General features: G+C 68.7%; 11 protein-coding genes. 5 read left to right on the forward strand and 6 right to left on the reverse strand.

Going from position 1 to position 13328, the window contains the following annotated elements; genetic code table 11:
* Window positions 1–58: 58 nt before the first annotated feature.
* The 4 genes from rng to tldD all read left to right on the forward strand — a co-directional run bounded on the left by rng (window position 59) and on the right by tldD (window position 7719).
* Entirely contained in the window at window positions 59–1516 is a 1458-nt protein-coding gene (gene rng, locus L3N39_RS16780; RefSeq protein ID WP_237258563.1) for a ribonuclease G, read from the forward strand.
* 64 nt (window positions 1517–1580) lie between these two features.
* Complete coding sequence (locus L3N39_RS16785) at window positions 1581–5372, forward strand: YhdP family protein (protein ID WP_250646600.1); 3792 nt, start codon at window positions 1581–1583, stop codon at window positions 5370–5372.
* Window positions 5373–5425: 53 nt separating this feature from the next.
* A complete protein-coding gene (locus L3N39_RS16790; protein ID WP_237258565.1) occupies window positions 5426–6274 on the forward strand; it encodes a carbon-nitrogen hydrolase family protein in 849 nt (282 codons plus the stop codon).
* Window positions 6275–6276: 2 nt separating this feature from the next.
* Window positions 6277–7719, forward strand: a complete 1443-nt coding sequence (gene tldD, locus L3N39_RS16795; protein WP_237258566.1) for a metalloprotease TldD — start codon at window positions 6277–6279, stop codon at window positions 7717–7719.
* Between the two features lie 24 nt (window positions 7720–7743).
* Here tldD and yjgA read toward each other — a convergent pair whose 3' ends face one another.
* Window positions 7744–8265, reverse strand: coding sequence for a ribosome biogenesis factor YjgA (gene yjgA / locus L3N39_RS16800; RefSeq protein WP_237258567.1), 522 nt, complete (start codon window positions 8263–8265; stop codon window positions 7744–7746).
* Between the two features lie 102 nt (window positions 8266–8367).
* Here yjgA and pmbA point away from each other — a divergent pair, with 102 nt between their 5' ends.
* The gene (gene pmbA, locus L3N39_RS16805; protein ID WP_237258568.1) at window positions 8368–9714 is read left to right on the forward strand and encodes a metalloprotease PmbA; all 1347 of its coding nucleotides are present in this window, start codon (window positions 8368–8370) and stop codon (window positions 9712–9714) included.
* A 50-nt stretch (window positions 9715–9764) separates the two neighbouring features.
* Here the strand turns inward: pmbA and L3N39_RS16810 are convergent, their stop codons facing one another.
* The 5 genes from L3N39_RS16810 to L3N39_RS16830 all read right to left on the reverse strand — a co-directional run bounded on the left by L3N39_RS16810 (window position 9765) and on the right by L3N39_RS16830 (window position 13272).
* Window positions 9765–10037 carry an HPr family phosphocarrier protein gene (locus L3N39_RS16810; RefSeq protein WP_237258569.1) on the reverse strand — a complete coding sequence of 91 codons (273 nt, stop codon included), beginning with the start codon at window positions 10035–10037 and terminating at the stop codon, window positions 9765–9767.
* Window positions 10038–10051: 14 nt separating this feature from the next.
* Window positions 10052–10906, reverse strand: coding sequence for an RNase adapter RapZ (gene rapZ, locus L3N39_RS16815; protein ID WP_237258570.1), 855 nt, complete (start codon window positions 10904–10906; stop codon window positions 10052–10054).
* Entirely contained in the window at window positions 10907–11371 is a 465-nt protein-coding gene (gene ptsN / locus L3N39_RS16820; protein WP_237258571.1) for a PTS IIA-like nitrogen regulatory protein PtsN, read from the reverse strand.
* A gap of 5 nt (window positions 11372–11376) precedes the next feature.
* A complete protein-coding gene (gene hpf / locus L3N39_RS16825; protein ID WP_237258572.1) occupies window positions 11377–11685 on the reverse strand; it encodes a ribosome hibernation-promoting factor, HPF/YfiA family in 309 nt (102 codons plus the stop codon).
* Between the two features lie 81 nt (window positions 11686–11766).
* The gene (locus L3N39_RS16830) at window positions 11767–13272 is read right to left on the reverse strand and encodes an RNA polymerase factor sigma-54 (protein ID WP_237258573.1); all 1506 of its coding nucleotides are present in this window, start codon (window positions 13270–13272) and stop codon (window positions 11767–11769) included.
* Window positions 13273–13328 lie beyond the last annotated feature (56 nt).

Genomic DNA, 13328 nt, shown 5'->3' on the forward strand with positions numbered 1-13328 from the left:
GCCGGAGGCTAGAATCCAACCATCGGGCAACTCCCCCTCAGTACCGCCGGGAAGAACAATGAGCGAAGAAATTCTGATGAACATCACGCCGATGGAATCGCGCGTGGCGGTGGTGGAGAACGGCGTGCTGCAGGAGGTGCATGTCGAGCGCACCCAGCGCCGCGGCATCGTCGGCAACATCTACAAGGGCAAGGTAGTGCGCGTGCTGCCGGGCATGCAGGCGGCTTTCGTCGACATCGGCCTGGACCGCGCGGCCTTCATCCATGCCTCGGAAATCTCCAGCCGCGAGGGCAATGCCGTCGAGCCGATCAACGCGCTGGTCCACGAGGGCCAGAGCCTGGTGGTGCAGGTGACCAAGGACCCGATCGGCACCAAGGGCGCGCGGCTGACCACCCAGCTGTCGATCCCGTCGCGCTACCTGGTCTACATGCCGCGCACCAGCCACGTCGGCATCTCACTGCGCATCGAGGAAGAGGCCGAGCGCGAGCGGCTCAAGCAGGTCGTCGCCGAATGCGTCGAGGCCGAGGGCATCCAGGAGGCCGGTGGCTTCATCCTGCGTACGGCCGCCGAGGGCGCCGGCAAGGACGAGATCCTCATGGACATCCGCTACCTGCGCCGGTTGTGGGAGCAGATTGCCGGCCAGATGAAGACCGCCTCGGCGCCGTCGCTGATCTACGAGGACCTGGCCCTGGCGATGCGTACCCTGCGCGACCTGGTCAACCCGCGCATCGAGAAGATCCGCATCGACTCGCGGGAGAACTTCCAGAAGGTCCGCCAGTTCGTCAGCGAGCTGATGCCCGAGCTCGGCGACCGCCTGGAGCACTACCCGGGCGAGCGGCCGATCTTCGACCTCTACGGCGTCGAGGACGAGATCCAGAAGGCCCTCGAGCGCAAGGTGATGCTCAAGTCCGGCGGCTACCTGATCGTCGACCCGGCCGAGGCGATGACCACCATCGACGTCAACACCGGCGCCTTCGTCGGCCATCGCACGCTCGAGGAAACCATCTTCAAGACCAACCTCGAGGCGGCCACGGCGATTGCCCGCCAACTGCGCCTGCGCAACATCGGCGGAATCATCATCATCGACTTCATCGACATGGAGGACGAGGAACACCGCCGCCAGGTGCTGCGCACCCTGGAGAAGCAGCTCGAGCGCGACCACGCGAAGACCAACATCATCGGCATCACCGAGCTGGGACTGGTGCAGATGACCCGCAAGCGCACCCGCGAGAGTCTCGAGCAGGTGCTCTGCGAACCCTGCCTGGCGTGCCAGGGCCGCGGCAAGCTGAAGACTCCCGAGACCATCTGCTACGAAATCTTCCGCGAGATCCTGCGCGAGGCGCGGGCCTACCAGGCCGAGGGCTACCGCGTGCTGGCCAACCAGAAGGTGATCGACCGGTTGCTCGATGAAGAGTCCGGCAACGTCGCCGACCTCGAGGCGTTCATCGGACGGTCGATCAAGTTCCAGGTCGAGAGCATGTACTCGCAGGAACAGTACGACGTGGTGCTGCTCTGAGTCCGCGCGGGAGCGAGCGGTGGCCGGGGCTGCGGAGTGCCGCGCGGTGACGGGCGGCGCTGCCTTGCTGGCGCGTTTGCTGCAGCGCCTGTTCGGCGTGCTCGCCGGGTTGCTGGTGCTGGCGGCGCTGTATGTCAGTCTCGGTCGCCAACTGGTGCCACTGGTGGCCGAGTACCGCGCCGATGTCGAGGCGCGCCTGGAGCAGGCCCTGGCGCTGCCGCTGGCGATCGGCCGGCTGGAGGGCGCCTGGGAGGGCTTCACCCCGCGGTTGCTGGCGCATGACGTGGTGCTCGGCGACGGCGCCTCCGCGCTGCGCCTGGATCGCCTGGTGCTGGTGCCGGACCTGGCCGACTCGCTGCTCGCGCGGACGTTGCGCCTGCGCTCGCTGAGCTTCGCCGGTGTACACCTGACCGTGGCCCAGGACGGTGACGGCCGCTGGCGGATCGAGGGGCTGCCCAGGGGCGGGGACGCTTCGCCGCCGGATGTCGAGGCCATCCTGCGTGGCCTGCAGGCGGTGCGCAGCCTGGCCCTGCAAGACAGCCAGATCACCTTCGAGCCGGCCGGCGCGGCGCCGGTGACGCTGACCTACACCTCGCTGGCCCTGCACAACGCCGGCAGTGACTGGCGCCTGGATGGCCGCACGGTGCTCCCCGATGGCCAGAACCTGAGCCTTTCGCTGGCGGCCCAGGGCCGCGTCGGCGAGTGGCGTGATGCCCGGGCCGACCTCTACCTGAGTCTGCCGCAGAGCGACTGGGCCGCCTGGCTGCCGCGGCGGCTGACCGGCGACTGGCGGCTGGATGAGCTGAAGGCCGGCGGGGAAATCTGGCTGCGCTGGGAGAAACGGGCGCTGGGCCGCGCGGTTGCCCGGCTGAACGCGCCGAGCCTGGCGGGTGCCTACCAGGCTCGTGAGCCAGTGCGCCTGGAGGACCTGGCGGTCGATCTCTATCTCGACCGCCTGGGTGATGGCGCCTACCGCGTCCTCGCCGAGCGCCTGGCCTTCGACTTCGGCGCGCAGCGGCTGGACGATGTCCGCCTGGCGCTGCAGCGTGACGCGGCCTCCGGCGACTGGCAGCTGCAGGCCGATCGCCTGCGTATCGCGCCGCTCGCCACGCTGGCGCTGGCGCTGGCCCCCTTGCCCGAAGCCGGCGTGGAGACGCTGACCGCGCTGGCGCCCCAGGGCACGCTGCGCGATATCCGCCTCGCCTACCGTCCGCGGCTGGATTCGCCAGATCGGCTTCGCTACGCCGCGCAGCTCGACGATATCCGCCTTGCCGCCCATCACTGGATTCCCGCGGTGGAACATGGCTCCGGCAGCATCCGCGGCGACCTCGCCGCGGGCGTGCTGGATATCGACAGTCGCGATTTCGGCCTGCACCTGGCGCCGCTGTTCGCCGAGCCCTGGACCTATCGGCGGGCCCAGGGACGCCTGAGCTGGCGTCTCGACGAGGAGGCCTTCACCCTCGCCGCGCCCTATCTGAGCCTCGACGGCGAGGAGGGCCGCCTGGCTGGGGACTTCCTGATCCGCCTGCGGCGCGACCCGGCCGCCGAGGACTACATGGACCTGCGCGTCGGGCTCAGCGAGGGCGATGCGCGCTTCGCCAGCCGCTACCTGCCCACCCGCTCGCCGGCCCTCAGCGGCGCGCTGGCCGAGTGGCTGAGCACGGCCATCCGCGGCGGTGCCATCGACCAAGGCTATTTCCTCTACCAGGGCGCGCTCAACCGCGGTGCCGCGGCCGAGGCGCGCAGCATGAGCCTGTATTTCAAGGTGCACGATGCCGAGCTGGCCTATCGGCCGGGCTGGCCGGCACTGCGCGACGGCCGCGGCGAGGTGCTGATCGACGACGACGCGGTGCGCGTGCGCCTGGCCGAGGGCCGCCTGCTCGACAGCCAGGTGCGCGATGCCAGCGCGCAGATCCTGCGCGGCCAGCCGGGTACGCCGCGGCTGGCGCTGCGTGGCGAGGTCTCCAGCAGCGTGGAGGATGCCCTGCAGCTGCTGCGCGAGGCACCGATGGGTACCGCGGCGTTGTTCGGCGACTGGCGCGGGCAGGGCGCGCTGGACGGGAGCGTCGAACTGGATCTCCCGCTGGGCCAGGGGCCGGCGCCGAAGGTGGTGGTGGACTTCGCCAGTGCCGATGCGCAACTGCGCATCGCCCAGCCGACGCTGGCCTTCGAGCGCCTCAAGGGACACTTTCGCTACGACAGCGAGAAAGGCTTCAGCGCCGAGGACATCAGTGCGCGCACCTTCGGCCGCAGCGTGCGCGGGCGTGCAGTGGCGACCGGGCGCGCCGGCGCGCCTTCGACGCGCATCGAGGCGCAGGGCAGCATCGCACTGCCCGAACTGGCCGGCTGGCTCGGCGTCGCCCAGCCGCTGCCGGCCGCCGGCGAGCTGCCTTACCAGCTGCGGCTGAGCCTGGACGGTGACGACAGCCTGCTGCAGGTCGACTCCTCGCTGCTCGGCCTGGCCATCGAGCTGCCGGAACCCTTCGGCAAGCCCGCCGAGGTGCGCCGCGACACCTCGCTGCGCATGACCCTGCGCGGGCCGCAGCGTCGCTACACGCTGCTGCACGACCAATTGGCGGCACTCGACTACATCGCCCCGGAAGGCGACTGGCGCCACGGCCGCGGCGAACTTCGGGTCGGGCCGGGCGCCGCGGTGCTGCCGGCGCGGGATGGCCTGCGGGTGCGCGGGACCCTGGCCCAGCTCGACCTGGCTGCCTGGCAGGCGGTGCGCCAGCGTTACCTGTCCGGCGACAGCGTTGCCGGTGCTGCCGGAGCCGAGCCGTTGCGCGAGGCGCAGCTGCACATTGGTCGTTTCGACGGGCTGGGCAGTCGCATCGAGGCTCTCGACATCGACCTCCAGCGCCAGGCCGACGCCTGGTCGCTCGGCCTGCGCAGCGAGACCATCGCCGGGCGGCTGCGCCTGCCGGATGCCGCAGGCCAGGCGATCACGGCAAACCTCGAGCACCTGCGGCTGCCGGCCGGCACGTCCGGCGTCGCGGCCGGCGAGCGTCCCGATCCGCTGGCGGCCGTCGACCCGGCCGGGCTGCCGCCGATGGATCTCGCCATCGGCCAGGTCTGGCTGGGCGAGGCGCCGCTGGGCCGTTGGGCGCTGAAGATGCGCCCGCAGGACGGTGGCGTGGCCTTCTCCCAGGTCGATCTCCAACTCAAGGGCCTGCGCGTCGAGGGCAGCGGGGGCTGGCAGGACGGGGTGACCCGCTATCGCGGGCGCCTGTCGGGCGGCAACCTTGCCGACGTGCTGCTGGCCTGGGGCTTCGCCCCCTCGACCACCAGCGAGAGCTTCCGCCTGGATGTCGACGGCAACTGGCGCGGCTCGCCGGCCTGGTTCGCCCTGTCGCGCTTTTCCGGCAGCCTGGAGCCACGGCTGCTCCGTGGGCAGTTCGTCGAGGTGGAGGGCAGCGCCCAGGCACTGCGGGTGTTCGGCCTGCTCAACTTCAATTCGATCGGCCGGCGCCTGCGCCTGGACTTCTCCGACCTGTTCGGCAAGGGCTTCAGCTACGACCGGCTGAGTGGTTCGCTGCTCGCCGAGCAGGGCCTCTACCGTACGCAGAAGGCGATCAGCGTGACCGGGCCGTCGAGCAACCTGGAGCTCGAGGGCACGCTGGACATGGTCGCCGATCGCATCGATGCCAAGCTGCTGGTGACGCTGCCGGTGAGCAACAACCTGCCGCTGGCGGCGCTGATCGTCGGCGCGCCGGCGGTCGGCGGGGCGCTGTTCGTCTTCGACAAGCTGCTCGGCGACAAGGTCGCCCGCTTCGCCAGCGTCCAGTACGATGTCCAGGGCCCCTGGCAATCGCCGCGGATCACCTTCGACAAGCCCTTCGAGAAGCCGGAGTGAACGCCGGCCGCCAGGGACATTCCAAACCTTTCCCAGCAGCGTGCGCCACGTCCATGTCGATCGCCGTGATACAGATGGCCAGCCAGGCCGATATCCAGCGCAACCTGCGCGACGCCCGCGAACTGCTCGCGCGTGCGGCCGAGGCCGGCGCGCGCCTGGCCGTGCTGCCGGAGAACTTCGCGGCGATGGGCCACCCGCGAGTGCCGGCGGTGGCGCGCGCCGAAGCCGAGGGTTGCGGGCCGATCCTGCCCTGGCTGGCGACGGTGACCCGCGAGCTCGGCCTCTGGCTGGTGGCTGGCACCATCCCGCTGCCGCCCGACGGGGCGCCGGCCGATGCCCGCCCGGCCGCCTGTTCGCTGCTGTATGACGACCAGGGGCGCCGCGTGGCGCGCTACGACAAGCTGCACCTGTTCGACGCCGAGGTGGCCGACAGCCGCGGCCAGTACCGTGAATCGGACGACTACGTCGCCGGCCAGCGCCTGGTGCTGGCCGACACCCCGGTCGGCCGGCTGGGCCTGACGGTCTGCTACGACCTGCGTTTTGCGGAGCTCTACGGCGCGCTGCGCGCGGCCGGCGCCGAGCTGATCGCCGCGCCGTCCGCGTTCACCCAGGTCACCGGCGAGGCCCACTGGGACGTGCTGATCCGCGCCCGTGCCATCGACACCCAGTGCTACCTGCTGGCCGCCGCCCAGGGCGGCGAGCATGCCGCAGGCCGGCGCACCCACGGGCATTCGGCGATCGTCGATCCCTGGGGGCGGCTGCTGGGCGGGCAGGCGAGCGGGCCTGCCAGCATCGTCTGCGCCCGTGACGCCGCCGAGCAGGCGGCCTTGCGCCGGCGCATGCCGCTGGCGCAGCACCGGAGGTTTTCTGTACCGTGCCTGGGCACGGCGAATGTGGAGTGACTATGAGCGACTGGCTGTTACCCGTTAGCGAACGCCTGCTGACACCCGGCGGGCTCGGCATCGACGATCTTCCCGGGCTGCTCGGCGAGCTGGCCGGCCCCGGCATCGACGCCGCCGACCTCTATTTCCAGGACCAGGTCAGCGAGTCCTGGGTGCTGGAGGACGGCATCGTCAAGGAGGGCGGTTTCCATCTCGAGCAGGGCGTCGGGGTGCGCGCACTGGCTGGCGAGAAGACCGGTTTCGCCTATAGCAACGCGATCACCGCCGAGGCGCTGCGCCAGGCCGCCCAGGCGGCACGCTCGATCGCCCGCAGCGGCGGGCGCACGCCTGTCGAAGTGCTGGCCCGGGCGTCCTTCGCGCCGCTCTATGCCGAGGGCAACCCGCTCGACGCCATGAGCCGTGCCGACAAGGTCGAGCTGCTCAAGCGTGTCGACGTCGCCACCCGCGCGCTGGACCCGCGCATCAAGCAGGTCACGGTGAGCCTCGCCGGGGTCTGGGAGCATATCCTGGTGGCGGCGCTGGACGGCTCGCTGGCCAGCGACATCCGCCCGCTGGTGCGCTTCAACGTCAGCGTGATCGTCGAGCAGAACGGCCGGCGCGAGCGCGGCGGCCACGGCGGCGGCGGGCGCACCGGCTACGACTACTTCCTCGACCAGGACCGCGCCATGGGCTATGCCCGCGAGGCGCTGCGCCAGGCGCTGGTCAACCTCGAGGCGCTGCCAGCGCCGGCCGGCACGCTGCCGGTGGTGCTCGGCCCGGGCTGGTCCGGCGTGCTGCTGCACGAGGCGGTGGGCCACGGCCTGGAAGGCGATTTCAACCGCAAGGGCAGCTCGGCCTACAGCGGGCGCATCGGCGAGCGGGTCGCCTCGCCCCTGTGCACGATCGTCGACGACGGCACCCTGGCCAACCGCCGTGGCTCGCTGAGCGTGGACGACGAAGGCACGCCCACCCAGTGCACCACGCTGATCGAGAACGGCGTGCTCAAGGGCTACATGCAGGACAAGCTCAACGCCCGGCTGATGGGCGTGGCGGCGACTGGCAACGGCCGTCGCGAGTCCTACGCGCACCTGCCGATGCCGCGCATGACCAATACCTACATGCTGGCCGGCGAGAGCGAGCCGGAGGAAATCATCCGCTCGGTGAAGAAGGGCATCTACTGCGCCAACCTCGGCGGCGGCCAGGTGGACATCACCAGCGGCAAGTTCGTCTTCTCCACCAGCGAGGCCTATCTGATCGAGGACGGCCGCATCACCGCGCCGGTCAAGGGCGCGACCCTGATCGGCAATGGCCCGGAAGCCATGAGCCGCGTGTCCATGGTCGGCAACGACCTGGCGCTGGACAGCGGTGTCGGCACCTGCGGCAAGGATGGCCAGTCGGTGCCGGTCGGCGTCGGCCAGCCGACCCTGAAGATCGATGGCATCACGGTCGGCGGGACCGGCGCGTGAGCCGCGCCGGCCGCTCGGCGCGGTCTATTTCAGGCCGCGCTTGATCTCGTCGAGCTCGCGGATGTACTTGAACACCTTGCGCGCGGCCGCCGGCGGCTTGTTGTGGGCCGCCTCGTGCTGGGCATGGCGCACCAGGCTGCGCAGGTGCTGGCGGTCGGCATCGGGAAACTCGGCGACGAACGCCTCCAGCGCCTCGTCGTTGCCGGCAATCAGGCGATCGCGCCAGCGCTCCAGGGCGTGGAAGCGCTCGTTGTACTGGCGGGTGGAGGCGTCGACCTGGTCGACCAGCGCCAGGATCGCCTCGACATCCTGGTCGCGCATCAACCGGCCGATGTACTGGATGTGGCGCTTGCGGGCGATGTGCGCCTTGTGTTTCGGCGCATCGGCCAGCGCCTTCTGCAGGGTATCGGACAGCGGCAGGCGCGCAAGCAGCTCGGGCTTGAGCGTGGTCAGCCGCTCGCCGAGATCCTGCAGCGCCTGCAGTTCGCGCTTGACCTGCGACTTGCTTTTTTCGCCGAGCGGGTCGGTATCGGGGTAGTCAGACATGAAAACTAGGGTCCAATCGGGAAGTGCGGGCCATGATAGCAGCAGCTCGGGTATGCGACCGCCGGTTGCCGGGCCTGGGCGTTGAATGGTTTGGGAGTGCTTATGAGCGAAGTTGAGGGAATCGGGCCGCAGGCGCTGCCCGGGTTGCAGGAGCGGGTCGCGCAGATCATCGACGAGGCGCGGCGGCAGGGCGCCAGCGCCTGCGAGGTGTCCGTCTCGCTGGAGCAGGGGCTGTCGACCACGGTGCGCCGTGGCGAGGTCGAGACGGTCGAATTCAACCGCGACCAGGGCTTCGGCATCACGCTCTACGTGGGCCAGTGCAAGGGCTCGGCCAGCACCACCGGCAGCGGCCCGCAGGCCATCCGCGAGACAGTCGCGGCCGCACTGGCCATCGCTCGCCATGCCTCGGAGGACACCTATGCCGGCCTGGCGGATGCCGCGCTGATGGCGCGCGAGCTGCCGGAGCTCGATCTCTACCACCCGTGGCAGATCAGCCCCGAGCAGGCCATCGAGCAGGCGCTGACCTGCGAGGCGGCGGCATTCGCCAGCGACCCGCGCATCCGCAATGCCGATGGCACCAGCCTCAACACCCACCAGGGCTGCCGGGCCTATGGCAACAGCAACGGCTTCATCGGCAGCTATTGCAGCACCCGCCACAGCCTGAGCTGCGTGATGATCGCCGAGGCGGACGGGCAGATGCAGCGTGACTATTTCTACGACGTCAACCGCATCGGCCAGGCGCTGCTCGATCCGACGAGCATCGGCCGGCGCGCTGCCGAGCGTGCCGTGCGGCGCCTGGGCGCGCGGCCGGTGCCAACCTGCGAAGTGCCGGTGCTGTTCTCCGCGGAGCTGGCCACCGGGCTGTTCGGCCACTTCCTCGCGGCGATCTCCGGGGCGAACCTGTACCGCAAGGCATCCTACCTGGAGGATTCGCTGGGGCAGGTCCTGTTCCCCGAGTGGCTGACCCTCGACGAGCGGCCGCATATTCAACGGGCGCTGGGCAGTGCCGCCTACGACGGCGACGGCCTGGCGACCTACGCCAAGCCGTTCGTGGAGAACGGGCGGTTGCTGTCCTATGTGCTGGGCACCTATTCGGGTCGCAAGCTGGGCATGGCCAGCACTGCCAATGCCGGCGGCGTGCACAACCTGTTCGTCAGCCACGGCGACGAGGACCAGGCCGCGCTGATCCGCCGCATGGGCCGTGGCCTGCTGGTCACCGAACTGATGGGGCAGGGCCTCAACCTGGTGACCGGCGACTACTCGCGCGGTGCCGGCGGCTACTGGGTGGAGAACGGCGAGATCCAGTTCCCGGTGCAGGAGGTGACCATCGCCGGCAACCTGCGCGACATGTTCCGACAGATCGTCGCGGTCGGCAGCGATGTGGAGACGCGCAGCAACATCCGCAGTGGCTCGGTACTGCTCGAGCGGATGACCGTGGCCGGCAGCTGACGGCCGCCTGGCGCTGTCCCGGCCGGCAAGGTTCGGCGGGGCAGCGGCAGCTACTCGCCTTCTTCGAAGTAGTCCTCGATGAGCGCGACCAGCGCGTCCAGCGCCTGGTCTTCCTGCTCACCTTCGGTGCTCAGCCAGATGCTGGTGCCCTTGCCGGCGGCGAGCATCATCACCGCCATGATGTTCTTGCCGTCGACCAGGCTCGCAGCGTCGCGGCCGATGCGAATGGCGCACGGATAGCGGGTCGCCACGCCGACGAACTTGGCGGCCGCGCGGGCGTGCAGGCCGAGCTTGTTGATGATGGTGATTTCGCGCGAGGGCATCGGTCTGGAGGTTCCTAGAGGTCGCGGTGGCGAACCTGCAGATTCTTGAGCGGTTCGCGCAGGGCCTGCCCGAGGCGCTCGGCCAGGTAGACCGAGCGATGATGACCGCCGGTGCAGCCGATCGCCACCGTGACGTAGGCGCGGTTGCTGGCAGCGAAGCGCGGCAGCCATTTGCTCAGGTAGGCGTGGATGTCCTGGAACAGCTCCTCGACGTCGGGCTGCGCCGCCAGGTAGTCGATAACCGGCTGGTCGAGGCCGGAGAAGTCGCGCAACTCGGCTTTCCAGTAGGGGTTGGGCAGGCAGCGCACGTCGAACACCAGGTCGGCGTCCACCGGCATGCCGCGCTTGAAGCCGAACGACTCGATGAGGAACGCCGTGCCCGGCTCCGGCTTGTTCAGCAGGCGCAGCTTCAGGGTGTCGCGCAGCTGGTAGAGATTCAGGTGCGTGGTGTCGATCTTCAGGTCGGCGTGGTCGGCGATGGCTGCGAGCAGCTGTTCCTCGTCACGGATCGCCTCGGCCAGCGAGCGGGTCTCGTTGGTCAGCGGATGCCGGCGACGGGTCTCGGAGAAGCGCTTGAGCAGGGTGTCGTCGTCGGCGTCGAGGTAGAGCACGTCGCACTGGATATGCCGCGCGCGGACTTCCTGCAGCAGCTCGGGGAAGCGCTTGAGCTGGCTCGGCAGGTTGCGTGCATCGATCGATACGGCAGCCTGCGGCTGCAGCAGCTCGGTGTGCAACAGGGCGCGCTCGGCGAGCTCGGGCAGCAGGCCCGCCGGCAGGTTGTCGATGCAGTAGAAACCGTTGTCCTCGAGCACGTCCAGCGCCGTGCTCTTGCCCGAACCGGATCGACCGCTGACGATGATCAGGCGCATTCAGTGCCCGTTCTGAACGTCGACCACTACCTGGTAGAGGTTCTCGCTGGTAGAGGCCTGGCGCAGCCGTGCCCGCACGTCCTCGCGGTCGAGCATGCTGGCGATCTGGCGGAGCAGTTCGAGGTGCTCGTCGGTGGCGGCCTGGGGTACCAGCAGCACGAACAGCAGGTCGACCGGCTCGCCGTCGATGGCATCGAAGTCCACCGGCGACTCCAGGCGCAGCACCGCACTGACCGGCGCGCTGCAGCCGACCATGCGGCAGTGGGGGATGGCGATGCCGTTGCCGAAGCCCGTGGAGCCGAGCTTCTCGCGGGCGACCAGGCTTTCGAAGATGGCTTGGGATTCGAGGTCGGGCAGGTCCTGGGCGATGACCCGGGCGATCTGCTCCAGTACGCGCTTCTTGCTGCCGCCCGGGACGTTCACCAGGGAACGTCCGGGGGTCAGGATGTTTTCGAGTCGGATCATGTCGGTCAGCGGGCAACGACACCTTGGGAATGGTCGAGCTGTTTTTCCTTGTGCTTGATCAGCTGGCGATCAAGCTTGTCGACCAAGAGGTCGATGGCGGCGTACATGTCTTCGTGTTCGGAGTTGGCTACCACTTCGCGGCCGGCGATGTGCAGCGTGCCTTCGGCTTTCTGCTTGAGCTTCTCTACCTGCAGGAACACCTGGACGCTGATGATGCGGTCGAAATGGCGGGACAGCCGCTCGAACTTCTCCTCGACATAGTTGCGCAGGGCATCGGTCACTTCCAGATGAAGACCGCTGATATTGATTTGCATACTGCTTCTCCTTGTTGCCTTCTGCAGAAGAGGCAGACACACCGGTCTGCCATCGAAACCTTCCGAGCTCGCCGTGTTCGCCTACAGACCCTTGCGTTCGCTCGACGGCGCGATGCCCAGCGATTCCCGATACTTCGCCACGGTACGGCGTGCTACCTGGATGCCTTGTGCTTCCAGTAAACCAGCGATCTTGCTGTCGCTCAACGGCTTTTTCGGGTTTTCCGCGGCCACCAGTTTCTTGATGATCGCGCGGATTGCCGTGGACGAGCATTCGCCTCCTTCGGCGGTGCTCACGTGGCTGGAGAAGAAATATTTCAGTTCGTAAATCCCGCGCGGGGTGTGCATGTATTTCTGCGTGGTGACCCGCGAGATGGTCGATTCGTGCATGCCTACCGCTTCGGCGATGTCGTGCAGCACCAGGGGCTTCATCGCCTCCTCGCCGTGCTCGAGGAAGCCGCGCTGGTGCTCGACGATCTGGGTCGCCACCTTCATCAGCGTCTCGTTGCGGCTCTGCAGGCTCTTGATGAACCAGCGCGCTTCCTGCAGCTGGTTGCGCATGAAGGTGTTGTCGGCGCTGGTGTCGGCACGCTTGACGAAGCCGGCGTACTGCGGATTGACCCGCAGGCGCGGCATCGCTTCCTGGTTGAGTTCGACCAGCCAGCGTCCGTTGTGCTTGCGCACGATCACGTCCGGGACGACATATTCCGGCTCGCTGGCCTCGATCTGCGAGCCGGGGCGCGGATTGAGCGACTGCACCAGCTCGATGACCTGGCGCAGTTCGTCTTCCTTGAGCTTCATGCGGCGCATCAGCGCGCTGTAGTCGCGATTGCCGAGCACGTCGAGATAGTCGCCCACCAGGCGCTGGGCCTCGGTGAGCCAGGGAGTATTAGCCGGTAGCTGGCGCAGCTGCAGCAGCAGGCATTCGCGCAAATCGCGCGCGCCGATGCCGGCCGGCTCGAACTGCTGGATGCGGTGCAGCACGACCTGCACCTCGTCCAGTTCGATGCCCAGTTCCGGGTCGATCGAGGCGAGGATGTCGTCCAGGCTCTCCTCGAGATAGCCCTGGTCGTTGATGCCGTCGATGATCGAGGTGGCGATCAGGCGATCGGTGTCGCTCATGGGCGTCAGGTTCAGCTGCCAGAGCAGGTGCGCCTGCAGACTGAGGCCGGTGGGCGTGCGGGTGGTGAAGTCCCACTCGTCATCGTCGCTGGCCGGCAGGCTGCTGGCGCTGGTCTGGTAGACGTCTTCCCAGGCGGTGTCCACCGGCAGCTCGCTGGGGATGCGCTCGCTCCACTCGTTCTCGTCGAGGCTGTCGCTCGAGTGGCTGCTTTCCTCGTAGTGGTTGTCGAGCTGGCGCTGTTCGCCTTCGGCGCTGGCGCTGGTGGATTCGCTGGCCTCGGCCATGGGGTCGGCGCCGTCGTAGTCGTCGCCGTCCTCCTCGCGTTCGAGCATCGGATTGGAATCCAGGGCTTCCTGAATTTCCTGCTGCAGATCCAGCGTGGAGAGCTGGAGCAATCGAATGGCCTGTTGCAGCTGAGGGGTCATGGTCAGCTGCTGGCCCATCTTCAGGACTAGCGATGGTTTCATGGCAGAGGACTTCTAACCTTTGATGCCGGCGCCTGCGCGCCCGTTCCTGATCGCGG

The sequence above is a fragment of the Pseudomonas oligotrophica genome, from assembly GCF_021726475.1.
Taxonomy (GTDB): domain Bacteria; phylum Pseudomonadota; class Gammaproteobacteria; order Pseudomonadales; family Pseudomonadaceae; genus Stutzerimonas; species Stutzerimonas oligotrophica.

Bases quoted from the DNA above. Each gene is read 5' to 3' on its own strand.
- rng (WP_237258563.1), top strand. From the start codon at position 59: ATGAGCGAAGAAATTCTGATGAACATCACGCCGATGGAATCGCGCGTG.
- L3N39_RS16790 (WP_237258565.1), top strand. From the start codon at position 5,426: ATGTCGATCGCCGTGATACAGATGGCCAGCCAGGCCGATATCCAGCGC.
- tldD (WP_237258566.1), top strand. From the start codon at position 6,277: ATGAGCGACTGGCTGTTACCCGTTAGCGAACGCCTGCTGACACCCGGC.
- yjgA (WP_237258567.1), bottom strand. From the start codon at position 8,265: ATGTCTGACTACCCCGATACCGACCCGCTCGGCGAAAAAAGCAAGTCG.
- pmbA (WP_237258568.1), top strand. From the start codon at position 8,368: ATGAGCGAAGTTGAGGGAATCGGGCCGCAGGCGCTGCCCGGGTTGCAG.
- L3N39_RS16810 (WP_237258569.1), bottom strand. From the start codon at position 10,037: ATGCCCTCGCGCGAAATCACCATCATCAACAAGCTCGGCCTGCACGCC.
- rapZ (WP_237258570.1), bottom strand. From the start codon at position 10,906: ATGCGCCTGATCATCGTCAGCGGTCGATCCGGTTCGGGCAAGAGCACG.
- ptsN (WP_237258571.1), bottom strand. From the start codon at position 11,371: ATGATCCGACTCGAAAACATCCTGACCCCCGGACGTTCCCTGGTGAAC.
- hpf (WP_237258572.1), bottom strand. From the start codon at position 11,685: ATGCAAATCAATATCAGCGGTCTTCATCTGGAAGTGACCGATGCCCTG.
- L3N39_RS16830 (WP_237258573.1), bottom strand. From the start codon at position 13,272: ATGAAACCATCGCTAGTCCTGAAGATGGGCCAGCAGCTGACCATGACC.